The organism is uncultured Roseibium sp., assembly GCF_947499295.1.
Lineage (GTDB): Bacteria > Pseudomonadota > Alphaproteobacteria > Rhizobiales > Stappiaceae > Roseibium.
In genome coordinates this window covers 95,980-122,485 of the sequence record NZ_CANMNP010000011.1, presented here as the reverse complement: position 1 = coordinate 122,485, position 26,506 = coordinate 95,980, and the positions used below count along the sequence as shown (strand labels likewise).

Genomic DNA, 26,506 nt, shown 5'->3' with positions numbered 1-26,506 from the left:
CGGTGTCAGGCAAGGGAAGCGACCTGGATATCGACGCAGCGGCCCTCTGGCTGGAGCAGCATTTGACTGGATTTGCTGGCCCGGTCCAGGCAGAAAAGTTCAATCGAGGGCAATCCAATCCGACGTTTCACCTCAAGGCATCCTCTGGGCACTATGTATTGCGCCGAAAACCTCCAGGTGAGCTGCTCAAGTCAGCGCATGCTGTTGATCGAGAATTCAGGGTTCAAAGAGCGCTTGCCGGATCGGATGTGCCGGTCGCAAACATGCATGTTCTGTGCGAGGACATCGACATTATCGGCTCTTCCTTTTATGTGATGGAATGTGTCAGGGGCCGAAATTTCGATGATCCGCGTTTGCCGGAGCTGGATCGCGAAGCGCGGGCGGGCATCTATGCGGAGATGAACCGGGTTCTTGCCGCCATTCATTCAATTGATTTGGCTGCGCGTGGCCTTTCGGACTTCGGCCCCGCGGGTAACTATTACCGACGGCAGATTGATCGGTGGAGCAAGCAGTATCGTTCCAGCGAGACCGGAACCATTGCTGCGATGGACGAGCTGATAAGCTGGTTGGACAACAATGTCCCGGATGACGACGGCAACCGGACCCTGGTCCATGGAGATTATCGCATTGATAATCTGTTGTTCGACGAAAACGGTGTCGCCTGTGTTGCAGTTCTTGATTGGGAGCTGTCGACAATCGGACATCCGTTTGCCGATCTTGCGGCGTTGATCATGCAATGGCAGCGCCCGCCCGGCGCGGAAGGGCGCGGTCTGGCTGGTGTTGACAGATCAGCGTTGGGCCTGCCGGAGGACCAGGTTTTTATCGACAGCTATTGTGAACGTATGGGCCTGCCTGGCATTCCCGGGTTTGGTTTCTACCTTGCCTTCTGCTTTTTCCGGATGGGAGCCATCCTGCAAGGTGTCAAGAAACGGGCGTTGGACGGAAATGCCTCCAATCCGGAACTTGGCCTGAAACTCGGGGCCAGTGTCCCGGACTACGCGTCCGGCGGTCTTGCGGCAACTCAGACCGTCTAAGGGTGCCTGGCCTCCTCAGGCGTTGCCGTTCATCTCTGCGAAAGTTCCGCCGTCTTTTGCGAGTTTGCGGAGAAGACCCGGAACCTGCCAGTAGTAGCCATCCTCGGAGGCATAGGCTTCGATCCTTCTGACGATTTCTTCAGCGCCTATCTGGTCTGCCGTGTGCATTGGACCGCCGCGGAAGCGGGGAAAGCCGTATCCGAACAGAAACACGGCATCAATGTCGATAGGACGCAGGGCAATGCCTTCTTCCAAGACCCTGGTTGCCTCCAGGATCATCGCGGTCATGAAACGGTCAGTGATTTCCTCAGCCGCAAAGGGGCGTGGCCTCACGCCGGCTTTGCTGCGTTCCTGGTCAACAATTGAGAGCGCGTCCGGGTTGGGACGTGGACCTTCGGGCCCATAGAGATAGAAGCCTTTTCCGGTTTTGCGCCCAAACCAGCCCTTTTCACAAAGGCTGTCGGCAATTGGAATGTATCTTTCCTCGGACGGACGTGTTGCCGCGCGGCGTTTGTTGGCAGCCCAGCTAATGTCAAGACCTGCGAGGTCGGCAACCTGGTAGGGCCCCATGGCAAAACCGAAACCGGTCATGGCCTTGTCGATCTCTTCCGGTGCTGCGCCATCCATCATCATGTAGTCGGCGGCTTTCTTGTAAAACGTCATGATGCGGTTGCCGATGAAGCCGTCACAAACGCCCGACCGAACGGCAATTTTCCTGAGTTTCTTGGCAAGGGAGAAACCCGTCGCTGCCGTCTCGGCACTTGTCTTGTCGGCGACGACGATTTCCATCAGGCGCATGATATGGGCAGGTGAAAAGAAATGCAGTCCGAGGACGTGTTCAGGTCTCCGGGTTGCCGCAGCGATCTGATTGATATCGAGATAGGAGGTGTTGGACGCCAGAACAGCCCCAGGTTTTGCAACGTCATCGAGCCTTCCGAAGATATCCTGTTTGACAGTCATGTCCTCAAACGCGGCCTCGATGATCATGTCGGCGTTGCAGAGGGCTGTGTAATCGGTGTCGGTATGCAGTTTCTCCGCAAGAATCTTGTCTCGCGCCTCGGCTGAAAGCTTGCCGCGTTTGACCGCGCCTTCAAGATTGCCGGCAATTGTTGCCCTGGCACGCTCGAGCCCGGCACCATCGCGTTCGGTCAGTGTGACCGGAAATCCTGCAAGCAACGCTGCGGTCGCAATGCCGGAGCCCATTGTGCCGCCGCCAATCACACCAATTTCATTGATATCAGTTGGTGTCGCGTTGGCTTCGGGTACCTTTGCAACAGCGCGTTCTGCGAAAAAGGCATGAATAAGCCCAGCCCGTTGGGGACTGTCCATGCATTGATTGTAAAGCCGTCGTTCTTCCTTCAGCCCCTGTTCAATCGGCAGCATACAAGCAGCAATGGCGTCGATGCATTTGTGCGGTGAAAACAAGTGGGGCTGCCGTTTGCGAAGGGAGCTGCGCATATCATCAAGAGCCTTGTCGTCCGCTTCGACGGCCAGCGTCCCTGTTTTCCTGGTTTGGAGAATATTTCTGACAATCTCTTCAGCAGCTTGCAAAGCGACCTCGTGCGGGTCTCCGTCCTGAATTCTGTCGATGAGCCCGATTTGGAGAGCTTCATTGGCTGAAATGGGTTTGCCGCTGGTCACAAGGTTCAAGGCCGCGCCGATACCGGCCAGGCGAGGTGCCCGTTGGGTGCCCCCTGCGCCTGGCAGGATGCCGAGATTGACCTCCGGAAAGCCGACCCTTGTCCCTTTCAGCGCAATGCGCGCATGACAGGAAAGTGCAACTTCCAACCCGCCGCCCAAAGTGGTTCCATGAAGAACACAGACTATCGGCACCGGGCTGTTTTCCAAGATATTGCAGACGTCAGGCAGCCAGGGGTCTTGTGGCGGTTTGCCGAATTCCCTGATGTCCGCACCTGCAATGAAAGTCCGGCCATGGCCGTAAAGTGCGATGGCCTTTACGTCCGGTTCGTTTTGAAGCGTAGCAAGCGCTTCACAAAGACCGGATCTCACGGCGTGCGAAGCCGCGTTGACCGGTGGATTGTGGATGGCAATCAGAGCGGTCTGTCCATGCCGCTCGATTGAAACAACGTCATTCACACCGGTCTGCGAACCTGACTGCATAAATACCTCCCGTCGCCGCTCACCCGAACGGCTTTGGGCGGGATTGTCAGTCCCGCGAGACACTTGTCAAGTTGACCAAAGGGAACCGCTTAAGTTGCTGCAGGCTTTGGCGAAGCTTTGGGCGAGAAGGCGCATCGGTCCGGTTTCAGATCCAGCAACGGTGTGCCGTTCAGGCAATCAAGGCCCCGCACAACCAAGGTTGCTCCGTCAACCGAAACGAGTTTCGCCAGGACCGTACCTATCGGATTGGGTCTTACTGGAGATCTCAGGGCAAACGTGCCGAATACACTGTCACTATGGCCCGGGTTCTGTACCACGAGGTCACGCCGCGCCTTGTCGAGCCAATAAAGGATTTCGATCCGGTCGTAATCTTCGATGCCTTTCAGAGCCGGAACCCAGGGTTCGAAGACTTCAATCCGGCACTTCGGGCCGTCGATGTCTCCTTGCCTTGGACAGTCCTTGCGATCACTCCAGGGCGTATGAATTTTGCCGATGAAGCGAAGGCGGGCATCATCGGGGGCGGTCGTAGGAACCATGATTTCGTGGGGACGGACGTCGCTCATTTCATATTGCCTGTTTTGTTATGCCGACAGCCAGCGCACGGTACCCGTCTCTTCAAGGGCATATCCGCCGAGCGCTTCGGCCTTGTCCTGAAAGTCCTGCGAACGCGCAAATTCGAAAAGCTTCTGAACAGGCATGGTGAAAAAAGAGCGCCTGTCGATGAGAAGATCAAACCGTTCGTCGATCAGTGGGATGAAAGCAAGCTTGAATTGCCGGGCCATGGACTGGAGCCCAAGGGCGGCATCTGCCTCTCCGGCAGCCACCATGGCCGCAGCCTCGTTTTCCGTGTGAGCGTAATCCTTGCTGCAGGCAAGGTCGTTTTCGCTCAGTCCTTCATCGTCAAGAAGTCTGGAGAACAGCAATGCAGCGCCTGCACCTGGTTGCCGCATGGCAAACCGCTTGCCCCTTAAGCTGGCGATGGACGGAACACTGGCTGCATCGTCTGGTGAAACAAGCAGACCGCGTTTGCGGACAGCCCAGGCGATCAAAACGGCGTCGGAAACGCCAAGATCCTTTACCGAGCTTATGTTCCAGCCACTCTCTTCAGGCAGATGAATGCCTGCAAGCGCAGCCGTGCCTGCTTCGAATTTTGTCAGGCCATCCCGGCTTCCGTTGCAAAGCGTCGCCAGACCGCATCCGCAAGCTCTGATTGCCCAATCCAAAAGAGGGTCGTGAGACCCTGCCAGAACATCGGGCCGTACAGCAGGTTTGATTTCGCCGGACCCTTCGATCCAGGCATGAAGCTCGGCAGATGGAAACAGAAGTTTCCCGGTGATCCGCCTGTGTGGGATTTCATCTGCAGCTGCAAGATCGTAGACCTTGCGCTCTTTGACCCGCAACAAGTCGGCCACTTCCTTGGTGGTCAAGAATTGGGGGGCGTGAGGGTCGTTTTCCGGCAACATCTGTCCTGCTTTTTGTCGGAACACTAACTGTCAATCAGCGCATCGCACAAGCTTGACAGCGAAGACAGCCGGTGCAGCGAGGTTGTGCAGCTCATACCATGCGCGGCGTCGAGCTGGGGTTTTAATGGTAAGAATGGGTCTTTGCCGAGAAATTTTTCCTGATTTGGACAAAAAACGGAGAAATGTGTTTTTCTCAAGCGGTTATCGCGAGAGGAATTGTCACTTCAAATCGGTCTTGGTAATGATTTCTTCATGAAGGCAAAAAAGGCCTCGCTAAAAAAGCGGCAATAGCCTCCGGGGGTAACAAGAACAATATGGAATACTTTCTTCAGCAGCTGATCAATGGCGTGACGCTGGGTTCGATCTATGGCCTGATCGCTATCGGCTACACGATGGTGTACGGCATCATCGGAATGATCAACTTTGCTCATGGTGATATTTTCATGGTCGGCGCGTTTATCGCGCTGATTTTTATTGTAACCCTCGGCATTACGGCATCCCTGCCTGTGGCGCTTTTGATCCTGGCGCTGATCGGCGTCCTGATCGTTTCCATGGCGCTGACAGCAGCCTGGGGTTGGACGGTTGAGCGCATTGCCTATCGGCCTCTGCGCGGCTCTTTTCGCCTGGCGCCGCTAATCACCGCGATCGGTGCGTCCATTGCCCTGCAAAACTTCGTCCAGATCTCTCAAGGAGCGCGCAACAAGCCGTTGCAACCGTTGATTTCCGGCGGTTTCACACTGACTGATGGTGGTGCCGACGGATCAGGTTTTATTGTTCAGCTGTCTTATACCCAGATCCTGATCATTGTTGTCACCGTGGCTCTGATGATCGGTTTCACGCTGCTCATCAACAAAACGTCTCTCGGACGCGCGCAACGGGCTTGCGAACAGGACCGAAAAATGGCGTCGTTGCTCGGTATCAATGTCGACCGTACGATTTCGCTGACCTTCGTCATGGGTGCCGGCCTCGCCTCAGTCGCTGGCTTGATGTTCCTGCTCTACTACGGCGTGATCGACTTTTACATCGGCTTTCTTGCGGGTGTTAAAGCCTTCACCGCAGCGGTGCTCGGCGGGATCGGATCGCTCCCGGGGGCAATGCTGGGCGGTCTGTTGATTGGCCTGATCGAGACGTTCTGGTCCGGATATTTCTCGGTCGAATACAAGGACGTTGCCGCTTTCTCCATCCTTGCAATCGTTCTGATCTTCATGCCCGAAGGTCTGCTCGGCAAGCCGGAAGTGGAGAAGGTCTGATCCATGTCAGTGAAATCCGATAACTTCTTCATGGATTCGGTGAAGGATGCAGCGGCGGGCGGCTTGATAGCGCTCGCGCTCTTTGCAGTCCTCATCGGCATGAAGGCTGAAGTCGCCAGCGGCCTTGGGGGGCAGCTCGGAATCGTCTACCGCTGGGGAGCTGTTGCTGTTGCGGTGGCCATCGTTTTCGGTGGCCGTCTGCTTCTGAACCTCTTTGTCTGGAAGGCTGATACGCCCGTTACTCAGACCGCCGGCAGCCTGCTGCCGAACTTGCAGTCGTTTGCACCGCTCGGTAAATATGCCATGCCGATCTTCCTGGTGCTGGCCGTGGTGCTGCCTTTCCTGCTGATGTCCGCCTATGGCGCGCGCGGCTCAAGGCAATATCTCGACCTCGCAATTCTGGTGACGACTTATGTCATGCTCGGTTGGGGATTGAACATTGTCGTCGGGTTGGCCGGGTTGCTCGACCTTGGTTACGTCGCTTTCTACGCAGTCGGGGCCTATTCCTATGCGTTGCTGGCGGAGTACTTCGGCTTCTCCTTCTGGATCTGCCTTCCGCTTGCCGGCATTCTGGCAGCATTCTGGGGCATCATTCTCGGGTTTCCGGTGTTGCGACTGCGCGGTGATTATCTTGCCATCGTGACCCTGGCATTCGGTGAAATCATTCGCGTCGTACTGCTCAACTGGTATGAATTTACCGGTGGCCCCGACGGCATCTCCGGTATTCCGCGTCCGAGCTTCTTCGGCATCGAATTCACGAGAGGGGAAGGTGGGTTCGCCGATACGTTCGGACTGGAATTCAGCTCGATCCACCGCATCATCTTCCTTTATTATCTCATCCTGCTCATGGCGCTGATCACGAATTTCGTGACGATGCGGCTTCGCAAACTGCCGGTCGGACGTGCCTGGGAGGCTTTGCGTGAAGATGAAATTGCCTGTCGCTCGCTCGGCATCAACACCACCAACACCAAGCTGACTGCATTTGCGCTCGGTGCAATGTTCGGTGGTTTTGCCGGATCTTTCTTTGCGACACGCCAGGGCTTCATTTCCCCGGAGAGTTTCACCTTCATCGAATCTGCGGTGATCCTTGCAATCGTCGTGCTTGGCGGCCTTGGCAGCCAGATCGGCGTTGTCATCGCGGCGATCGTGATGATCGGTGGATTTGAGTTCTTCCGCGGTCTGGAAGAATACCGCATGCTCGTCTTTGGTCTCCTGATGGTCATCATCATGGTCTGGAAACCACGCGGTCTGATCTCAACCCGTAATCCTTCAATCACGTTGAGTGGCAAGAAGGGCAAGGGGATCAGTTCTGATCTGGTGCAGGAGGGTCACGGATGAGCTCCTGGGACAACAACCCCGTCCTGACAATCGAGCACCTGACCATGCGTTTCGGTGGACTGGTTGCAGTTGACAATTTGTCTTTCAACGTCGGCCGCGGGGATATCACGGCTTTGATCGGACCGAACGGTGCCGGCAAGACGACCGTCTTCAACTGCGTGACGGGCTTTTACAAGCCAACTGAAGGCCGGGTGGTGATGAACCGCTCCAACGGTGAGCATTATCTCCTGGAGCGCATGCCCGATTTTCAGATCTCTGCGCGTGCTAAGGTTGCCCGGACGTTTCAGAACATTCGGCTTTTCGGCGGAATGACACTGCTGGAAAACCTGATGGTGGCGCAGCACAATCCACTCATGCTGGCTTCGGGCTATTCGGTGGCGGGCATTTTCGGTCTGTCCTCCTTCCGGAGTGCCGAACGCGAAGCCGTTGAAAAGGCTCGCTACTGGCTGGAAAAAACTGCACTGATTGATCGCGCCGACGCGCCTGCGGCTGATCTGCCATATGGAGATCAACGCCGTCTTGAGATCGCCAGAGCCATGTGTTCCGGTCCAGAACTTCTTTGCCTTGACGAACCGGCTGCAGGTCTTAACCCCAAGGAAAGTGCCGAACTGAACGCCCTGCTTCAGTATATCCGCAAGGAACACGACACCTCGATCCTTCTTATCGAGCACGACATGAGCGTCGTCATGGAAATCTCCGATCACGTCGTGGTGCTGGACTATGGCGAAAAAATCTCCGACGGCACCGCACCCGAAGTGAAGGATGACCCCAAGGTGATTGCCGCTTACCTCGGCGTTCCGGATGAAGAAGTAGATGCAGTGGAAGAGGAGGTCGGCCTATGACAGCCCCGAACCATATGCTTGAAGTCCGGAATGTTGAAACCCACTACGGTAAGATTATCGCGCTGCGCGGCGTCGACCTGACGGTAGACAAAGGCGAGATCGTTTCCCTGATCGGTGCCAACGGGGCAGGCAAGTCCACCCTGATGATGACCATATGCGGAACGCCTCATGCTTCGTCTGGCGAAGTCCTCTATGACGGCGAAAACATCACACACATGCCGACGCATGAAATTATGCGAAAGTCCATTGCGCAGTCGCCTGAAGGCCGCAGGATCTTCCCGCGCATGAGCGTTATGGAAAATCTTGTCATGGGTGCGGAAATGGCCGGAAACGAGGACGTGGAAGGCAGCCTTGATCGTGCATTCGACCTGTTCCCGCGCCTGAAGGAAAGGCGAAACCAGCGTGGCGGCACATTGTCCGGTGGGGAGCAGCAAATGCTTGCCATTGCCCGGGCGCTCATGTCCAAGCCGCGCTTGCTTCTGCTCGATGAGCCCTCCCTCGGTCTGGCGCCGATCATCGTGAAGCAGATTTTCGATGCGATCAGGGACCTTAACCAGACTGACGGTCTGACGGTGTTCCTTGTGGAGCAGAATGCCTATCACGCCCTGAAACTGGCACATCGTGGATATGTGATGGTGAACGGCAAGATCACCATGTCCGGAACTGGTAAGGAGCTGCTGACGCGTGAAGACGTGCAGGCGGCCTACCTTGAGGGCGGACGGCACTAGGAGACGCGACATGGGTATTCTTTATGAAACGAACTTTGGCGTCTTTTTGATCCTGCTGTGCGGGCTCGGAGGCGGCGCGGCCTGGATGACGGGGCGCGCCTGCGCCAGCACCTGGCGTCCGATTTGGGTGTTGCTGTGGTTCTTGTTCTTGTTGACAGTGGCAATCAGGTTCCTGACCTTCGCGCTTTTCGAAGGCTCTCTGTTGTCAGTGCATTACTTGATTGTGGATTATCTGGTTGTGCTTGCCTTCGGTCTCGCGGGCTGGCGTTTCACGCGGACTAACCAGATGACAACACAGTATGTTTGGCTTTACCAAAAAACAGGTCCGTTCACTTGGCGGTTGCGTGAAGGACAATCTGACCGTTACGCTGAGGGCTGAAAAATTCCAGGGGCGCATATTGTGTGCCCATGGGGAACCGGCCGGGTTCTGGACGAAATAAGAAAAGAATCGTTCTAGCCGCGGCCAAAGTTGAAGCAGGCGTTTTGGGAAGCGCAGGCTTTGTGTCCAAAATGGTCCAGAAAACTGGAACCAGGGGAGTTGACAATGAAAAAATATCTATTGGCGAGTGTTGCTGCAGTTGCTGGTGTGGCCATGTCCACTGCCGCACTTGCAGACATCGTGATTGCAACAGCCGGACCGATGACTGGTCAGTACGCGTCTTTCGGAGCGCAGATGAAAGCTGGTGCCGAACAGGCAGTTGCTGACATCAATGCTGCCGGGGGCGTCAACGGCGAAAAGCTTGTTCTGGAAGTGGGTGACGATGCCTGCGATCCCAAACAGGCTGTTGCGGTTGCAAACCAGATGGTTGGCAAGGGCGTTGTGTTCATGGCCGGTCACTTCTGTTCCGGTTCGTCCATCCCGGCTTCCGCTGTTTATGCTGAAGAGGGTATCGTTCAGATTTCTCCGGCATCCACCAACCCGAAATTCACCGATGAGCGTCCTGGTCCGGGTGTCTTTCGCGTGTGCGGTCGTGACGACCAGCAGGGTCAGGTTGCCGGTACTTATCTGGCTGAGGAATTCGGCGACAAGAACATTGCCGTTGTTCACGACAAAACTGCCTACGGCAAGGGCCTGGCCGACGCCACCAAAGGCGTTATGAACAGCCTTGGTAAAGAGGAAACTCTTTACGAAGCCTACACCGCCGGTGAAAAGGACTACACCGCGCTGGTCTCCAAGCTGAAGCAGGATAAAATCGACGTTCTTTATGTCGGCGGCTACCATACGGAAGCAGGTCTGATGAAGCGCCAGATGGTTGACCAGGGTATGGACACCATCCTCGTTTCCGGTGATGCGCTCGTCACCGACGAGTATTGGTCAATCACCGGCCCGGCCGGCGAAGGCACATTGATGACCTTCTCTCCGGACCCGCGCAAGAACCCGATTGCGGCGCCCGTCGTGAAAGCGCTTGAAGATGCCGGTAAAACCGCAGAAGGCTACTCTCTGTACACATATGCGGCGATCCAGGCATGGGCGGCAGCTGCAACGACTGCAAAGTCCACGGACTATGATGCTGTCGTTGGCGCTCTGAACGCTGGTGATTTCGCAACCGTTCTCGGCGACTTGTCCTTCGACGACAAGGGCGATGTCTCTCTGCCTGGCTATGTCTGGTACGAGTGGAAAGACGGTCAGTACGACTACAAGTAAGTTGCCAACACACTGATCGGAACGACCCGATTGAGCCCGTCCGGATAATTCCGGGCGGGTTTTCTTGTTTTCGGATTTGATGATGACGCGCGAAGTAGCAACTTGGAACCTTAGGAAAAAACCAAAAAGGCTTTACCTCGTGTTTTCATGGAATGTTGCATGCGATTGCTGTTGCTATATCGCCGACAATGAGCGAAACCCTATTATTAAATAAGTGAATTACTGATGACACACGTGTCACCAGAGCATTTTTACGTGCAAAGTGTAAAACAGCGAACACTCCGCATAAGGGTGCAAGGGACTATGCCAACGGGGGAATAGAAATGCAGGCGACTTCTGAAGGCATGTCATTGAATTCCGACGTGCCGCAGATGCTCCATATGGACTTGGATATCAAGGATTTTTGCTCTGATTGGGCGCATTGCGATCTGATGTCGGGTTATCTGGCCCGAATGGTCAGCCACAATCGGCTGGATTCGCTGCTTTTTTCAAATCTCTATTCATCCGCCTTGAACGAACTCCTGGAAACTGTATTCCGCGTTCATGGAGAAGACGGCAAGCTTGAATGCGCGGTGCGCCGTCAAGGCAACCACGACCGGATAGAGCTGACCTTTCCTGCAGATCAACCAACATTCGAGACTTACCGGCAAGCTATTGAAAAGGTGCAGGCCTCGGATGCGGAAGCACTTTATCTGGAAGCATTGTTCACGGAAGACGAACCGGATGCAGGCCTTGGACTGCTGGAACTGGGTGTCGACTACGGTGCGCGTTTGACAATCGACAGGCTTGAAAATGGCCGTATGTGTCTTGTCGCTGAATTGGCGCTTGAGGACGAAACAGAATGATCGCTGACAGTATTTCGCAAGGATTTCAGTGGAATTTCAACGAAAACGACCAGGAATTTTCATTGCACGGCAGCTTGAGGCCGCAGCGCAGCGAAGAAATGAACAGCTGCATTTCCGCGCTTGAAAACTCCGTTTCCGGCGTCAGCGGGCGCTTCTATGTCAATGTGCGCCGGCTGGTGCGCATGAACAATGTCGCTTTTCATGCCTTCGCGGGCAAGATCCTGGACCTGGTGCGCGGGCGCAGCGATCTGAAAGTGCACGTGACAACCTCGAGCGTGGTTGGCTGGGCGACCCGCAAATTCGCGGTGCTCGAGACCATGTCCGAAAACATCACCGTCGGTGAATACGACAACGAGTTTTATCCGGGTCAGACGTTCCTGGAAGAGGGCGGCTTTATCCCGATTTTGCGCACGCAGACCAAACTGACATGGCGTCATGAACGGGCCATCTTGCAGCGCCATGGCCTGGAACCCGGATTGCAGGTAGCAGACATCTGCTGCGGTATCGGGGACTTCGCGGTTCTCTTGCAAAAGGAATTTCAGCCCGATCGGCTGGTCGCTCTGGATCACAGTCGGTCCAGTCTCGACTATGCGCGCAAGGTCGCGACGGATTTCGGCATTCGCGGTATCGACTATGTGTTTGGTGATGCTTCTGAAATGCTGCTGGAAAGCGACCAGTTCGACTTCGTCACCTGCCGCCATTCCCTTCAGGTGTTCGACCGGCCCGAACTGATCCTTCAGGAGCTGCTGCGCATCTGCAAGCCGGGCGGACGCATTTACATCACCAACGAGAAAAACTCCCACTGTCTTGGTGAACCGAGATCGGAATCGATCCAGCGCACCTACAATGAAGTCGCGCGGCTTTGGGCCCACTTCAACATGGATATCGAGCTTGGCCCCAAGAGCCGGCGGTATCTGATCGATGCAGGCCTTGAAGATATTCAGATGGAATCGTTCATGGTGACCAACCTGGACGGTGATCCTCAGGATTTCGCCGATATTATCCAGTCCTGGGAAGATGTCTATGCCGGCAAGATGGCTGTCGAGCGTGGCGACAGTGAAGAGCAAATCCGCGAATTCAGGCAGGGTTTCCAGGATCATATCTTCGCGGCCAAGCATCCACGAGGATATGCAGGCTGGCCGATCTGGGTCGCTTCGGGACGGAAACCAAAATGAGTGTCACACATGTAGGGACTGAGGCTCCGGATCCGCAGGACGGGCAATCAGTTGGCCGGTTTTCGAGGCACAGTTTTCGGGCCAAATTCATTGCGGTCGTCGGTGCGGCGGTTCTGTTCGATCTCATGTTGGCGGGCGGCGTTGCCATCTGGAATGTGCAACGTTTGTCCAATGATGCGACCGAGAAGGTCGCGACCGGCCTCACCAGCGCCACGGAAGAGTATCTGCGGACCTATATCGACACGACAGCGCTCAGAACCGATCTGCTACTCGATCAGGTTTTTTCCGAGGTTGAAGCGCTTGGCGGCGCCATGCAGACGCTGATTGACAATCCTCAGACCGGCACCAATGTCGGCAGGACTGTCGAAGCAGACCCTAAGCTTGGCGACAAGCTGGTTTACAATCCGCAGGCTGGCTGGTCACAGAATTCTCCGGGGGAATCTGTTGTCAGCGTCTGGGGGTATCTGCTGGATGACGAGGGCAATCCGCTGCCCGAGGTCGAGGCACAGATATCAGACAGCTCCGCTTTTAATCTGATTGCACCAGGTATCCTGAAGACCGGTTCGCCAAAGCTGCAGATGTATTATGTCGGCCCGAAAGACAAGCCGATCATGCGCACAACGCCGTATACCGACCAGGCGCAGACATTCGACAAGCTTTATCCCGGCCACAATGAAGACAACTTCTGGGATTTTTTCTTTCCAGGCGTCTATGAGGGCTGGCAAAGCTGGATCAAGGACCCGGGCAATCGGCCGGTTGACCGCGATATCGTGGGTACGGACCCCTATATTGATGCGATCACCGGTGCGCGCATCGTGAGCTTCTTTTATCCGTTGTGGACCGCAGACCGTTCAGATGTCGCCGGCATGGCAGCCGTGGACATCACGCTCGATCAGCTTTCCAATCTGGTGGAAAATGTAAAGATCGCTGAAACCGGCTTTGGTTTTCTCACATCGTCGGCCGGGAATGTCATCGCTGTGAGCGAAGCCGGAGCGGAAACGCTTGGTCTCGTCTCCGTCGGTGGTGAAGGCCAGGGCGTGACAGGGATCGATCGGCTCCTTGGAAAGAGCCGTTTCCCTGAGGTTGCAAATCTTGAGCTGCCGCACAATACGGGCACGGTCATCGATTCCATAACGCTCGGCGGCGATGGCGATTTCAACGAAGAGACGGGCGAAGGATATATCGTTGTTCTGAAGGAACTTTCGCCCATCAATCTCTGGAATGGGGAAACGATTGTTTCGGAAAATCTGACACTTGGCTTCATGGTTGCCAAGGATGAGATCTATGCACCGTTGACAGCCGTGCAGTTGGAGTTGTCCGAGGCGACTGAGCGGATCGTTTATTGGCAGATCGCGGCGCTTCTGATCAGCTTGGTGATCGTGACCGTTGCCGTTTATGCCATTTCCGGCCGGATCACCAAAGGCTTGTCGCAGCTGGCCGGTGCAGCTCGTGCACTGCAAAACAAGGACTACTCCGTCAGGGTGGATATCCCGACCCGCGATGAAGTGGCAGCTGCCGGACTTGCCTTCAACCGCATGGCCGAAGAGATCAGCTTCCATACCGAAAACCTTGAGAACCTGGTCGACGAGCGAACGAAGAAGCTCGAAACAGCGAACAAGGAAATCGGTGCTCTTAACAAGCGGCTCAAGTCGGAGAATGTGCGTCTGGGCGCGGAACTTGATGTCGCCAAGCGCATTCAGGAGATGGTGCTTCCGCGTCGCAGTGAGCTGGAGATCATCCCGCAAATCGAAATTGCGGCCTTCATGGAACCGGCCGATGAGGTTGGTGGCGACTACTACGACGTGCTCTTTGATGGCGAACACATCAAGGTGGGTATCGGTGATGTGACCGGCCACGGCTTGGAAAGCGGAGTTCTGATGCTGATGGTTCAGTCAGTCGCCCGCGCCTTGCAGGAAAAGGGTGACAAGGACCCGATCGCGTTTCTGGATGTGCTCAACCGGGCTGTCTACAAGAACATCACACGGACCAAATCCGACAAACATCTGACCCTTGCATTTGTCGACTACATTGATGGCAAGGTGACGCTGTCCGGCCAGCATGAAGAAGTGCTGATCATCCGATCAACTGGCGAGACCGAGCGTATCGACACCATGGATCTCGGGTTCCCGGTCGGATTGGAAGCAGATATCTCCGCGTTTGTCGCGACGCTGGATTTGAGTTTCGGTCCGGACGATATTCTGATCCTTCACACCGATGGCATCACCGAAGCTGAAAACGCGGCTGGAAACATGTTTGGTCTGGATCGGTTGAGCGAGAGTGCCCACAGCAATCGCCACAAAACGGCAAAGGGTATCGCTGAAGCCGTCATAGATGACGTCAAGATGCACATCGGTGAATATAAGGTATTTGACGATATCACGCTCGTGGTTTTGAAGCACAGGTAGGTCATGGTCGAGGATTTTGGACATACTCATTCTTCAAACGGCGGCGACGCGACGCGGTTCTGCCTGAAGTTGATGGCCGAGCCATTGGAACTCAGCTGGCATCATTGCGGTGTGACATCGGATTTCATCGGTGAGTATTTCAGCCGGGCCTGTCCCGGAGATGTCGACCCGGTCGATGCCCGCCACAGCATCAGTTACATGATCAACGAGATCCTCGAGAACGCGGTCAAATTCCGATATGGCGGCGACATCGCCATCGACAGCAGTCTCCTGGGAGAAACGTTTGAGATTCAGATCGTCAACAAGATCGACAATGAGACGGCGTCACGTTTTCAGGAGCTTCTGCGCGAACTCCTGGAGCGCGACCCCGGTGAGCTCTTGTTGGAGAAAATCGAAGAAAATGCCCTTAATCCCGACTCGACCGGCTCAGGCCTCGGCCTGCTTACGCTCATGAGCGACTACGAGGCCAAATTGGGCTGGTCTTTCCTCCGCGAGCATGTAAGTGAAGGCGTAAAGCTGACCACGTTTGCCTCATTGCGACTTTCCTGATCGCTGACTTATTCCAAAGGAAGAAACCAACATGGAAATCAGCACCAACGATTACCGCGTTTGGACTGAAGGTGCGTCCATCCACTATGAAGGCACCATGCGGCTTTCAGGTACGGAAGCCTATGCGCCGATACTTGAAATCATGAACTCCGTTCTCGGGTCCAAACCTGATCTCATCACGCTTGATCTGACCGGTCTTGAGTTTCTGAACAGTTCCGGCATCAATCTCTTTGCAAAGTTTACAATCGAAATCCGGAAACAGCCGGACGTCGGCGTCCGCGTTCTCGGCTCCAAGAGCATCCCCTGGCAATCCAAGTCCCTCCGCAACCTTCAACGGCTGCACCCGGCGCTGGAACTGACGATTTCCTGACGGCGTTTTGGACATCTGACCGACAGAGCCCCATGCAACACCGGTCAGGTTCTGTCTTGCCCGGCAAGTTTGCTCAGGCCTCGCTGCTTTTCTCGCAGTGGAAGCGGACGTAAAGTCGGCCTGGTGCCAGCGAGGTTTTATCGGCACGCATCTTGACGGACATTTCGAAGGCGTCTTCGACCGTGAAGGCGGATTTGACACCTTCGGTTGCCCAATAGCTCGTATCGCTTTGCAGGAGCAACTTCAGATCCTCGATATGGACGATCTTGTCACCTGAGCTATTGACTGTCGCAAACGCCTCGATAGTAACATCGAGAGCGTTTTCGTCCGGATTGTTGGGCACATAGGAAAATTCAGCCGATGTCACGGTCATCTCGCCTGGAACAACACCTTTGGCCAGGTTCTCCTGGCCGTCTAGTGCCATGATCCTGATCTGACCGACTTCATAGGTTCCGCAAAAAGGTTGTTTTTCATCGGACATCGCGATGAGGTCCTCCTCGTTCTCAGTGTTTTATGGACCGGTGCTGGATGTATTGTCAGCGTCAATGGACATACGCACCTCCCAACAGGTGATTTGGGCGTTGCTATCTTTTTTGCCGAATAACCAACAGTAGCACATGCCCTCGCCGGGTCTCTTTGCCATGACCCCGGCGCGATTTGGCAACGCGTGCCGGCATGGCCGGACCTATGACGTCAGTCTTCCGGATTTATGTGCCATTTGCATATTGGCCGCATAGGAATTCGGCGACCTGCGACCCGGCATGTTGGCTTCCAGAACAAGAGTTTCAAGCAATCCGTCTTCCACGGAGATTTCTGTTGTTCTGTTGAGTTTGTTCATGCGCCAGAACTGAAGCTTCCGGTTTTTTGGAACGTAGTCGCCTGGAATATCGGTTGCGTCACCGGTGACCACCATGATCTTGGGTTTCGGCAATTCGTAATAGTTGCCTTCATAAACATAGGCCCTGATCAATGCGATCTGCTGGTCCGCACCGGTGTCCATCAACTGGATGGTCAGCCGGCTGTCCGGGCTGCCGCCGGACTCGATCTTGACCTCGGCCACCGTCTTGCTGCCGCTGCCGGCAATGTTGCTTCCAATAAGAATGATTTCCGCCGGGTCGTATGGTGGTATGGACAGGATGGTCGGCAGTTGATCGCTCATTTAACTTCCCCCTTTTGAAATTCTGATTGTCGACGGCATGTCAGGTTCTCACCAGGATTTCCCGCCACGCCAGGTTTTCCATCAGGATGTCTCCGGCGGCAGAGTTGCCAAGGGCATCCAACTGGTCGGCAATTGCGGCGCCGGCCAGCGCATAGTTGAGTGTATCGGGATTGAGCGCACTCCAGGACCGCGCAATTGCCGATCCCATGAGGTCCCTTGCATTTGCCAGCGCCGATTTGAGCAAAAACTCACGCGCATTGAAGGCATCGGCAAACCGGTGCCCAATCAGTTCGATTTCATGATGATCAAGCTCGAACAGCCGGTCATGCGACACGCTTTCCGGAAGATCAACCAGGTTTCCGTCAACCGCGTTGTGGTGGTAAATCTCAATCAGGGTATCGAATATTGCACCGGTAAAGGGCTTTGACAGATCGTGCACGGAATCTGTGACGGTGCTCATTTTTCGGTCGTTGCTGGCAGTCCGGATCTGTCGGTCACCGGACAGTTCCGCTATCCGGTTAAGTTCATTCATTGTCAGAAGATTGCCACGGGTCGATCGCAGCAGCCGGTCGAGTACGCTGTCGAAATGAAGAAGCGAAATGAGTGCGATCATGTCCGAAACGCTCTCGTGGTAACCGAAATATTCGCGGTTCGCGCTCCCGCCGACAGGTGTTCCCATTTCTGCAAAAATGAGCGCATGGCCGAATTCGTGGGCGATGACGTCGAAGTTCAGCGCATATGGATAGACCGTCTCCTGATCATTGAGCTCAGTACCGAACTCCATATATCCATATCCAGACTGGGCATTGTTCCAGTTGACAAAAGGAATGATCTCAAGCCGTTCGTAGGTTTGCGAAAAATGCCAGATGATCTCATGACCGAGGTAACTTTCCCAGATGTCGAGGACGCGCCTGAGTGAAGCAAACACGTGAGCGCAGACAAATTGACGGCTTGATGGGTCCAGATGATCGAAATGTCCGTCTGGTCCGGCTTCTGCGGGCGGATGTTGTTCACCGTTGAAAGGAGGCTGGAAGGGGTACTCGTATACAGGCTTTTCAAAAAGCGGATCTGCGACATACATGCGGCGGTCCGCCGGTCCTGGCTGGATCTCGTTCGGCGACGTGCTGATCCAGACTGTTTCCGGTTTCTCATAGCCCGCCAGGTGCGGCACCTGCGGATAAAGAAGAAACCGGGTGCCGAGACGCCCCGTTTCAGGTGAGATGGTTTCCCGATCGAGATAGATACTCAATTCAACCTCTGAAATCCGGTAATTTCACATCCGGTCCGGAAACCGGCGTTGGTCACAATCTCTTGTTGCGCAAGCGTGTAAGTTGTTTCTCCGTTTTCCGCACAGCATTCAAAAACGATGTTTTGGGCTTGCCCATCGAAACTTCCGCAGGGGAATTATTGAAAGACTATCAAGCACCTGAGAAGCTGTCCAATGAAAATCCCGCATCTGCGAGGTCCTGTCGAAACGCGTCAGTTGGCACGAAAGTCCCTGCAGTTGAGGCGGGAGGCCAGCTGCCTGATTTCTGACGATCGGTGAGCTCATCTAGTAGAAGTTGCGCATCAAATTGCTTTTGAGTGCAACCGGGTTTCACCAGATCTGAAGTCGAAATATTTGCACCATTTTTCCGGGCGCTGTCCAACACGGTTTTCAAGCGCCGCTCTGTGTAATGAAGCTGTGAAGCCGCAAGAACCAGGGCACTTTCTTGAGGCGAGGTGATATTGCCTTTCTTTCGCGAATTCTTGACCTGAATGCGCAAATCAACAAGGGCCTCAGTGATCGCGACGGCACCGAGTTCCTCTGGCGTATGAAGGACCGCGACCGCATCATCAGGTGCAAGGGCGTATCGCCGGTACCACCGATAGATCAACCCTCGACCATGCATTCCATGGTCCGACAGTTCAGCAGCTCTGAGAGCACCCATGCTGGCAGCACCGAAAATGGAAGCGCCGCGATCAATCGCCCAGAGGATCTCTTTGTGTCTGACTGCGGGAGCACCTTGAAAAACACCATCGATCAGAGCAACGACGCAGTCTTTTGCCTCAAGCGACACAGCAGCAATATCGCCCTGTGCTGCAGGCGGGCGAATATCAGCCTCAAGAGCCTGAGGAAGGCCGCCGGGTGGTAAACTCGGGCCAATGAAAACGACAAGTGGACGCTTAGTCTGCATCATGCCTCCCAACCCGGCCGACCAGCGGCACGATCCGGACGATGAAAAGCGGAACGTCTTTTAAGGCAAGGACCGGAACAATGGCTGCGGTCAATCCTGCTTCCGCCAGCGCTTCGGCAAAATCCTTCATCCTCACGGGTGAATTTTTTCCGACGAATGATGCGTCCTGCCCTGACCTCTTGCCCATTTGCCGCCTTTCAAAGGCGATCAGCTGATCATCGGGATTTCTGGGGTAGGAACTGCGGGTTATGTCTTCGCGAGCGCCCGAAATTACCGATGCGCGTGTTTGAATGCTTTCAAGAAGTGCCGCACGCAGCGCTGCGCTGAGGGTGGGGCGGCAGGCAAATCCATCCGCAGCAAATGGAAGAGAGGTTGCCGACGCACGTTCATCCAGGAGTTTGACCCAGACCACGGGAAAGCGGCCAACCGGGCTGCATTCAAAGGCAGCAAACAAGAGACCGGCATCTTTTACCTGGGAAATGAGTCTGGCTGTGCAACGGTCGGCACTCGTTTCCGGTACAATGCGGTTTTTCTCGAAGAACCCATGTGTCGTCATGGCCTGGTCTGTGCTTATCCGCTCCAGAACTTCAAGGAACCCGTGCTGAATTGCTTCCTCCAAACTCGCCCCACCGCCCAGGCCGGTCGTGCTACGGATGAAAGGGGACAATGCATGAATTGAAGATGGCGTGTAATCGGTGCTGACCAGAGCTGCAGGAACGCTGACGATATCCTGTGAAATAGGTTCAATTCCGCGCAAAAACGCAATTGGCTCCTTCGCCCACTCGTCTGACGCCTTCGACGCCAAATGACAGGACAGATTGTGTGCTGCCGCGTGTCCATAGACGTCGTTGGGCGATGCCCTGTCGCCGATTTGCTCAGGCGTTTCGCAGGCATAGGTTTCGACAGCTTCGATGGTTGCGCTGACAGCTGCCTCTGCAAGGGTTAAGCCTTTACCCTGGTTGACGGCGTTCGATCGCGCCAGCGGCCGGACAGCCTGGACAACCGGGATACCAACGCGATCAAGACCGGTGACATCTGCCAGCCGTGTAATGCCGAAGGACGTCAGATGAGGCCTTAAACGGGCAAGATAGTCGTCTGCGCGAAAGCGACGCGAGAGCTCCGACGCGGGCGATTCGCGGCATATTGCGATGATTTCATTGAACAATTCCTGGTTTGGGTGGATTGCCTCCATCCCCTCAGCTCAGACGGCTTGCCAGTAGGGCGGATGTGCGAACCTTTTCGCTACCTTGTTCCAATTCCTGCAGAATGCGCTGGGCCCGCTCCAGATGTCCTGGTGTTGCTTTGTCTGGCTGCAGCGTCACCAAGTCTGCTAAGGCCCTCAAGATCAGAACTTTCGCATTCTGGCTCAGGGCGACGTCTTCGGCCTTGGCGAGGTCCGCAAGAATCTGGTCTGCTCCGGATCCGGCTCTGGCACCAAGGCGGGCGCGCCGCCGGTAGAGTTCGGCAAGCCAGAAGGCATGTCCTGTTTCCTCAGCACGTTCAATCGCTGAACTCAAGACGGCCAATCCGTTGTCAGAACGGCCCAGCATTCCGTCGAGTTCGCCCGCCATCTCAAGGTAGACGGGAAAGTCTTCTTCCGTGCCGATCTCCTGCTGAATGGCCAACCCTTCTGTCAGATTGGCACGGCCACGCTCAGGGTCTCCCGACATTCCCTGTGCCCAGCCTGCAAAGATCAGGCTTTTGGCCTCCAGAGACTTAAGGTCGTGTTCCACGGCAGCTGTTTTCATGCGCCTTGCAAGACTTGCCACTCGGTCGACATCACCTCTGTAGCGATGGAGCATGATGCCGATATCAAGCGCGTGGCAGTTGCTGCCGACATGATCAATGTGCCTGGCCCAGGCATCCGATTGCTCCATGTGGGCGACTGCCGATTCCGTTTGCCCGATGAACCAGGAGGACAAGGCTTTTTCGCCGAGGCCACAAACCCTGGCATCGTGGCCGCCATATCGGGTTCGATGTTCCAGTGCTTCATCTTCGCTATAAAGTTCAAGCCCCTTGGAAATGGCTTCCAGGCAGTCATTGTGATTGCCAAGATTGAACGCTGTAGCCCATCGGCAATGGTGGGCCTGAAGCTCGATTTCCCTATCGTTCACACCCGTCAGGTCGCTGAGAATGGTTTCAGCCCGTTCGCGTTGTTCCTTGAAATTGGCAGCCGTGAACCACCAGCCCCAGTAAAGCGGAAATCCCGTAGCACGAAGGGTTTCCGGCGTTTCGTGCAGAAGCTCCACACCGCGTTTATAAAGTGCTGAGGCTTCCTTCGAGCCCGTTCCGTCCATCGTGGCAACAACGGGACCGAGCAACTTGACGATTTCCAGTTCAAGTTCGCCAGCGACGGCCTTGTCGCTGATTTTTTCTGCGATTGAGCGGGCGCGGGTCAGATGGGTTCGGGCTTCCTTGAGTGCAGACTGCGAAGATGCGGAGCGGGCGGCGTCAATATAGTGCCGGGCAGCTGCGACAGGCAGTTTGGCTTGCTCAGCGTGAACCGCAAGTTCGGCGCTGGTGAACGGTTGTCCGGTGGCCTCGTTGCCTGTGGCAATTCTATAGAGCGCGGTGTGCAGTGTGCGCCGGTTCGCCCGCAATAGCCCGGCATACGCAGCTTGTTGCAGCAACATGTGCCGGAAGCGGTAGGCCGGTTCCGCCTCATTTGAATGCTTTTCGATAAAGCCGCCCGCCATAAGCTGGTTGAGGCTCTCATCGGCAGAGGCAGGTGTGCCGGTAGATGCCAGAAGCGCGACCAGCGTCAGAATATTGAAGCTTCTGCCGATCACGCTTGCGGCCTGAGCTACAATCTTGGCTTTGCCGAGAGCTGCAAGCCGCGCAGCCAGAAGATCCTGCAGGCTGGCGGTCTCTTCAGACTCAAAGAGGGATTCCCAGGCACTCTCGTCGGCCATTTTTTCTGCGCCGCGGTCTATCACAAAGCGTGTCAGTTCTTCGGCAAACAAAGGCACACCCTCGCAACGCGCTGCGATGGCGCGGGCCAGGCGGGGCGGCAATGCAGCAGCTCCAGTAATGTTTCCGACCAATTCAATGATGCTGTCCTCACCCAGTCGCGACAAGCGCAGCTTGGAAACGTGAGGGAGCTCAGTCCATTCGCGTTTGGGCCGCTCACGCGATGTCACCACGATGAAGACCGGAGCCGAAGAAATCCGGTCAAGGAGATGCTCCAGAACTTCGATCGTCTGACTGTCGGCCCAGTGCAGGTCCTCCAGTTTGATGACACAGGGCTTGGCGCTCGCTATGGCCATGACAGCATCAACAAGCGTATCGACAGAAGATGCTGGATGCACCTCAGCTGGATCTTGCTGAGGCAAAGGTGACAGCAAAAAAGCAAGTGCTTTATAAAACTCTGGCGACTGATCTCCAGGAAGGGGCAGAACCTCGGCGATGGCGTCAGCTGAAGGCGTCTCGAAATCGAAAGAGGGATTGTATCTTCTGATTTCGGCGCGCAGACTTTTGACAAAGGGCGAAAACGGGATGTCGCGGCATTCCGGTTCGCACTGGAAGTCTAGAAGATGTGCACCGTCATCCCGGGCCTGCTGCGCAACTTGAAACGACAGCCGGGACTTTCCAATCCCGGGTTCGCCATGGACGTAGAGCACCTGTCCTTCACCTCTGGAAGCCAGCTGCCATCGGTCAGTTGCCTCCTCCAGCTCGTCCCGTCTTGCCAAAAAAGGCTGTCCGGCGTCCCGAAGTGTCTCGAACCGGTCGAAGGTCCCGCGGCGCCCAAGTGGCTGCCAGAGACTTTGAGGTTGATCGAAACCCTTCAGGGAATGGGCACCGAGGCTTTCATAGTGATAGATGCGCCGCGTTGCGCGATAGGTGGCGTTTGAAACGGCGACGGTCCCGACATGTGCGATGCCTTGAATACGGGCGGCAAGTGTAGGCGCAATGCCGATGATCTCCTCCCGATCCGCCAATGCGCCGCTTCCCGCTGGTCCTGAAACCGCCGGTCCTGTGGCGACTCCAACCCTGACCTGAATATCGCAGTCGAAGCGTTTTTGGATGTCGGCGCGCTCTTTCAGAATCGCGAGACCGGCAGCCACGGCGCGTTGAGGGGCGTCTTCGTCTGCAATCGGATACCCGAAATAGGCTGAACCGCCATCGCCCATCAAAAGATCGAGATGACCGCCATGCCCTGCAATGGCATTGTGAGCGGCATGATGAAGCGCCTGCTGCACTTCCCGGTAATCTTCCAGGTCCATATTCGTGACCATGGAAGTCGAGCCGACCAGGTCATAAAAAAGTGCGGTGAGCTGGCGACGCTCCCCCTTTTGTATCCCAAGATCCGCTGCGGTTTTCTGGGTCATGATTTGCCTTTGACCGGCCTCTTCTGTTTGACCGATAGAACGCTCTCGGTTCCACTATGATGAAAGGGTTGCACCGACCTCTGCCATAAAGCAAGCAACCTATTTCTTTTTAATGTAAACCGAACACAAGGCAATCAACAACTTGTTGAACTTAAGGGAAGATTAAAGAGCAAGGTAGTGCAAAGCTCATCCATCGAGGGCCAAATGTGCAATGCGCCTCCAACGAAAACTCACGAAGCAGAAAAAGACACTTGCTTAGTGAGACGAAGCCTCACTGTGTGCCGGGCTAGGTGTGTCTTGGGTTTTGGCGCATGTGAAACTGGTGGCTCCCGTCACAGGCGTCTAATAAGGCATGACATCTGTCGTCGTCACCCCGGCTTCGTGCTCCTGCAAGATGCCGACGATCTGTTCTTCTGTAAACCAAGAACGCCTCATGCCGTCCGTCTTCTGGGCGCGGCGGACTCTACACTATACAGGAGGAATTCTTGGGTTTCAGGTCAGAGCCAAGGGCGGCCCTTTGGCAGCGCCGCCCTGTTCTTTCTCATACTTAGTTGTTGGCGTGGGAGTTGTAGACTTTTCCGCTGATCTTCCACAGGTCGCCTTCTTTGTAGAGAACAAAGAAATCGGTGAAGCGGTTGCCGCCCCAGTCAATGAATTCGACGCGGGCTGCAGCGGCGGGGCCGGAAACATTGATCCAGGCAATGTGATGACGGACGTTTTCGGATGGCCCGCCATCGTCAATCGCGCCTGCGAATGTATCCGCATCCATATTGTAGAGCGTTCCACCAATGGAACCGACAATATGCGCATGGTCGTAGAAGGCCGTGCGGGTCAAGGCGCCATCCCCAGTGCGGGCGGAAACAATATATGGCTGCAGCGCTTCCTTGATGGCCTCATATTCCTCGAAGGTGGCGATTTCATCAGGCGTTGCCGCGTCCTGCGCTGCTGCAAGCTGCCCTAAAGTCACGAGTGCGCTGAGGACTGTCAAAAAAGCAAAGCTGTTAAGCGTCATGCGGATCATTGGAAGTTCCTTTCGGGGGGAGAGTTTGTGTCACGCTTTTCGCTGACCTACATGTATGTAGATATTTCTGACGCCAAAATACACACCTCTCACAAAAAGTTCATGTCTTCGCGTTCCGACCAACAGTCAAGCTTTTGGTGCGATGGCTGTCATGCATTGAGCTATGGGAATTCCGTCATACACCCCAAGTCAATCATCTCACCATTGACTTTCGTCCTACCTACATCCATGTAGATACGGAGGAGAATGAAGATGATTGATACCCGCACCCGCATTTTGGACCTCGCAGAGGATTTTACCCAAACCAAGGGCTTCAACAATTTCAGCTACCTTGATCTTGCGGCAGAAATCGGCGTGAAAAACTCCAGCATTCACTACCACTTCAAGGCCAAGAAAGACCTCGCCTTAGCGCTTGTTGAGCGCATCAGGAATGTGCATGGCGAGGCACTACAGGACTTCAATCATTGGTTCGAAACACCACAAGAACGGCTTGGCGCGCTGATAGACCACTTCAGATGCTACGTGCAGAATGAAAAAATCTGCATGTGTGGGATGATGGCTGCCGAGTTTCAAACGGTGAGCCCTGAAGTCCGCAGGGCGTTGGCTTTGTACTTCGGTGACATACGCAAGTGGCTCGCCGACCAGTTTATCCAAATGAACGAACCGAAGCCCGAAGACCGCGCACTTCAGTTTCTCAGCGGCCTTGAAGGGTCTTTGTTGCTCGCCCGCCTTGATGCCGACCCAATGATGGTCGATCGGGCACTTGACGTTTTTGTGAGCCAATAGCTCTTTTTATTTCTTACAGACTACATACATGTAGGTCAGTATTGCATTAACGCAGATCCATGAACTCTCCTGGAGAGACAAAATGTCAAACAGTAACACCACCGCACTCAGCGTCGAAAACACAGCAGACGAAGCTCAAAGCTTCGGTGAATACAAAGCGATCGAAAAGGCGTTGAAGCCTTATATCGACGCCGCAAAAAAAGGTGACGGCGCTCTGGCCCGGACCGGCTTTTTCGACCATGCGCATATTGTCGGTTCCATCGGGGGAACGGTCTACAATATGGATGCAGACACATTCGCAGGCGCTGTTTCCGAAGGCGGTCCTGCTCCGGACGTCCAACACCATATCGCCTGGATCAACGTTTCGGGTCCGGCCGCAGCAGCCCGCGTCGAATTCATCCACTGGGGTGAAAACCGCTTCACCGATTTCTTTGTTCTCTACAAAAAGGACGGCGAGTGGAAAATAAGCGGCAAAGTCTACGATTCTCACTCCAAGAACTGATCGCTGACGTTGCCCGACCTAAGAGCCGGAACTTTGTTGCTTCTTCCTGACAGCAGGTTTGCTTCTTGCGACCCAATCGAATGCGCCGATCATGCTATCGCACGCCTTCGAGTTTAAGGACACATTTCGTTACCTCGCAGGTGATCGCACACGCAGCCCTATGATCTCGTTACGCGTTTCGCAAACTCTAAATGATTGCGCGCCTGATCCCGTCCAGAATCCAGACTCAATGGCTGAATCCAATGATCAAAATGCTACTGCTCAGCGCTATCGTATTCGCAGCCGGAATTGGCATCCCTGTCATGGCCGCCATCAATGCGGGGCTCGGTACCCGATTGGCCAGCCCGACCTTTGCAACAGCAATTCTGATGTTCGTCGGTCTGGTCTTCGCCACCTCATATTTGCTGGTTCAGGGCGTGCCGTCCTTTCCAACAAGGATGCCTCCACTTTATTCGTTCTCCGGAGGTTTCTTTGTTGTCTTCTATGTCCTCGCCGTAACAGCCATCGCGCCTAAAATTGGACTTGGAAATGCAATTTTCCTCGTCCTCTTGGGTCAAATCGTGTCGACGAGTGTCATCGATCATTTTGGACTTTTGGGTGCTGTCAAGACACCGATCAGCGCTCAAAAGGCCCTCGGCATTGCGTTCATGACGCTTGGTATCATACTCGCCCGCAGGGTCGTTTAACCTGGGTCGTTTAACCAGGACCGTCTGACCAGGATTGTGTCGCAGCCAAAGCAAAACTCAAGAATTCAATGTGATCAATCGC

The 26,506-nt window shown here is 55.0% G+C and carries 25 protein-coding genes; 15 read left to right on the top strand and 10 right to left on the bottom strand.

Annotated elements, in window-relative coordinates:
* The first annotated feature begins 2 nt into the window (after positions 1-2).
* Positions 3-1,034: a phosphotransferase family protein gene (locus Q0835_RS17600; RefSeq protein WP_298963439.1), complete on the top strand. Its 1,032-nt coding sequence runs from the start codon at positions 3-5 to the stop codon at positions 1,032-1,034.
* A 15-nt stretch (positions 1,035-1,049) separates the two neighbouring features.
* Here the strand turns inward: Q0835_RS17600 and Q0835_RS17595 are convergent, their stop codons facing one another.
* The 3 genes from Q0835_RS17595 to Q0835_RS17585 form a co-directional block, all read right to left on the bottom strand.
* Positions 1,050-3,155 carry a 3-hydroxyacyl-CoA dehydrogenase NAD-binding domain-containing protein gene (locus Q0835_RS17595; protein ID WP_298963438.1) on the bottom strand — a complete coding sequence of 702 codons (2,106 nt, stop codon included), beginning with the start codon at positions 3,153-3,155 and terminating at the stop codon, positions 1,050-1,052.
* A gap of 89 nt (positions 3,156-3,244) precedes the next feature.
* Positions 3,245-3,718, bottom strand: coding sequence for a tRNA (N6-threonylcarbamoyladenosine(37)-N6)-methyltransferase TrmO (tsaA, locus tag Q0835_RS17590; RefSeq protein WP_298963436.1), 474 nt, complete (start codon positions 3,716-3,718; stop codon positions 3,245-3,247).
* A gap of 18 nt (positions 3,719-3,736) precedes the next feature.
* The gene (locus tag Q0835_RS17585; RefSeq protein WP_298963433.1) at positions 3,737-4,618 is read right to left on the bottom strand and encodes a substrate-binding domain-containing protein; all 882 of its coding nucleotides are present in this window, start codon (positions 4,616-4,618) and stop codon (positions 3,737-3,739) included.
* Positions 4,619-4,932: 314 nt separating this feature from the next.
* Between Q0835_RS17585 and Q0835_RS17580 the strand changes: the two genes are divergently transcribed.
* The 11 genes from Q0835_RS17580 to Q0835_RS17530 all read left to right on the top strand — a co-directional run bounded on the left by Q0835_RS17580 (position 4,933) and on the right by Q0835_RS17530 (position 15,765).
* Positions 4,933-5,868 (top strand): branched-chain amino acid ABC transporter permease LivH, encoded by a 936-nt coding sequence (locus tag Q0835_RS17580; protein WP_265680070.1) that lies wholly within the window; start codon positions 4,933-4,935, stop codon positions 5,866-5,868.
* A gap of 3 nt (positions 5,869-5,871) precedes the next feature.
* The gene (gene livM / locus Q0835_RS17575) at positions 5,872-7,206 is read left to right on the top strand and encodes a high-affinity branched-chain amino acid ABC transporter permease LivM (RefSeq protein WP_298821550.1); all 1,335 of its coding nucleotides are present in this window, start codon (positions 5,872-5,874) and stop codon (positions 7,204-7,206) included.
* Positions 7,203-8,048: an ABC transporter ATP-binding protein gene (locus Q0835_RS17570; RefSeq protein ID WP_298963431.1), complete on the top strand. Its 846-nt coding sequence runs from the start codon at positions 7,203-7,205 to the stop codon at positions 8,046-8,048. Before livM ends, Q0835_RS17570 begins: the two co-directional genes overlap by 4 nt.
* Positions 8,045-8,776, top strand: coding sequence for an ABC transporter ATP-binding protein (locus tag Q0835_RS17565; RefSeq protein WP_298963429.1), 732 nt, complete (start codon positions 8,045-8,047; stop codon positions 8,774-8,776). Before Q0835_RS17570 ends, Q0835_RS17565 begins: the two co-directional genes overlap by 4 nt.
* Before the next feature lie 10 nt (positions 8,777-8,786).
* Positions 8,787-9,155, top strand: a complete 369-nt coding sequence (locus tag Q0835_RS17560) for a DUF6867 family protein (protein ID WP_298821547.1) — start codon at positions 8,787-8,789, stop codon at positions 9,153-9,155.
* 165 nt (positions 9,156-9,320) lie between these two features.
* The gene (locus tag Q0835_RS17555; protein WP_298821546.1) at positions 9,321-10,421 is read left to right on the top strand and encodes a branched-chain amino acid ABC transporter substrate-binding protein; all 1,101 of its coding nucleotides are present in this window, start codon (positions 9,321-9,323) and stop codon (positions 10,419-10,421) included.
* Between the two features lie 323 nt (positions 10,422-10,744).
* Complete coding sequence (locus tag Q0835_RS17550; RefSeq protein WP_298821544.1) at positions 10,745-11,266, top strand: ubiquinone biosynthesis methyltransferase UbiE; 522 nt, start codon at positions 10,745-10,747, stop codon at positions 11,264-11,266.
* Positions 11,263-12,441, top strand: a complete 1,179-nt coding sequence (locus Q0835_RS17545; protein ID WP_298821542.1) for a class I SAM-dependent methyltransferase — start codon at positions 11,263-11,265, stop codon at positions 12,439-12,441. Before Q0835_RS17550 ends, Q0835_RS17545 begins: the two co-directional genes overlap by 4 nt.
* Positions 12,438-14,846, top strand: a complete 2,409-nt coding sequence (locus tag Q0835_RS17540; RefSeq protein ID WP_298963427.1) for a SpoIIE family protein phosphatase — start codon at positions 12,438-12,440, stop codon at positions 14,844-14,846. The genes Q0835_RS17545 and Q0835_RS17540 overlap by 4 nt, the downstream gene beginning before the upstream one ends.
* A gap of 3 nt (positions 14,847-14,849) precedes the next feature.
* Positions 14,850-15,395 (top strand): ATP-binding protein, encoded by a 546-nt coding sequence (locus Q0835_RS17535; RefSeq protein ID WP_298963423.1) that lies wholly within the window; start codon positions 14,850-14,852, stop codon positions 15,393-15,395.
* A 31-nt stretch (positions 15,396-15,426) separates the two neighbouring features.
* Positions 15,427-15,765, top strand: coding sequence for a hypothetical protein (locus Q0835_RS17530; protein ID WP_298821534.1), 339 nt, complete (start codon positions 15,427-15,429; stop codon positions 15,763-15,765).
* A gap of 73 nt (positions 15,766-15,838) precedes the next feature.
* Here Q0835_RS17530 and Q0835_RS17525 read toward each other — a convergent pair whose 3' ends face one another.
* The 7 genes from Q0835_RS17525 to Q0835_RS17495 form a co-directional block, all read right to left on the bottom strand.
* Entirely contained in the window at positions 15,839-16,246 is a 408-nt protein-coding gene (locus Q0835_RS17525) for a hypothetical protein (protein ID WP_298821520.1), read from the bottom strand.
* A gap of 204 nt (positions 16,247-16,450) precedes the next feature.
* Positions 16,451-16,924 (bottom strand): hypothetical protein, encoded by a 474-nt coding sequence (locus Q0835_RS17520; protein ID WP_152498926.1) that lies wholly within the window; start codon positions 16,922-16,924, stop codon positions 16,451-16,453.
* Between the two features lie 40 nt (positions 16,925-16,964).
* A complete protein-coding gene (locus tag Q0835_RS17515) occupies positions 16,965-18,173 on the bottom strand; it encodes a hypothetical protein (protein ID WP_298963421.1) in 1,209 nt (402 codons plus the stop codon).
* 169 nt (positions 18,174-18,342) lie between these two features.
* A complete protein-coding gene (locus tag Q0835_RS17510; protein WP_298963417.1) occupies positions 18,343-19,101 on the bottom strand; it encodes a TfuA-like protein in 759 nt (252 codons plus the stop codon).
* Positions 19,091-20,293 carry a YcaO-like family protein gene (locus Q0835_RS17505; RefSeq protein ID WP_298963414.1) on the bottom strand — a complete coding sequence of 401 codons (1,203 nt, stop codon included), beginning with the start codon at positions 20,291-20,293 and terminating at the stop codon, positions 19,091-19,093. The genes Q0835_RS17510 and Q0835_RS17505 overlap by 11 nt, the downstream gene beginning before the upstream one ends.
* A gap of 4 nt (positions 20,294-20,297) precedes the next feature.
* Complete coding sequence (locus Q0835_RS17500) at positions 20,298-23,429, bottom strand: AAA family ATPase (protein WP_298963411.1); 3,132 nt, start codon at positions 23,427-23,429, stop codon at positions 20,298-20,300.
* Between the two features lie 547 nt (positions 23,430-23,976).
* On the bottom strand, positions 23,977-24,450 hold the full coding sequence (locus Q0835_RS17495; RefSeq protein WP_298963408.1) for a nuclear transport factor 2 family protein: 474 nt from the start codon (positions 24,448-24,450) through the stop codon (positions 23,977-23,979).
* A 252-nt stretch (positions 24,451-24,702) separates the two neighbouring features.
* On the opposite strand from Q0835_RS17495, the gene Q0835_RS17490 reads away from it, so the two are divergent.
* From Q0835_RS17490 to Q0835_RS17480, 3 genes are all read left to right on the top strand, one after another.
* Entirely contained in the window at positions 24,703-25,236 is a 534-nt protein-coding gene (locus tag Q0835_RS17490; RefSeq protein ID WP_298963405.1) for a TetR/AcrR family transcriptional regulator, read from the top strand.
* An 82-nt stretch (positions 25,237-25,318) separates the two neighbouring features.
* Entirely contained in the window at positions 25,319-25,738 is a 420-nt protein-coding gene (locus Q0835_RS17485) for a nuclear transport factor 2 family protein (protein WP_298963402.1), read from the top strand.
* 242 nt (positions 25,739-25,980) lie between these two features.
* Complete coding sequence (locus Q0835_RS17480; protein WP_298821492.1) at positions 25,981-26,424, top strand: DMT family transporter; 444 nt, start codon at positions 25,981-25,983, stop codon at positions 26,422-26,424.
* Positions 26,425-26,506: the final 82 nt, after the last annotated feature.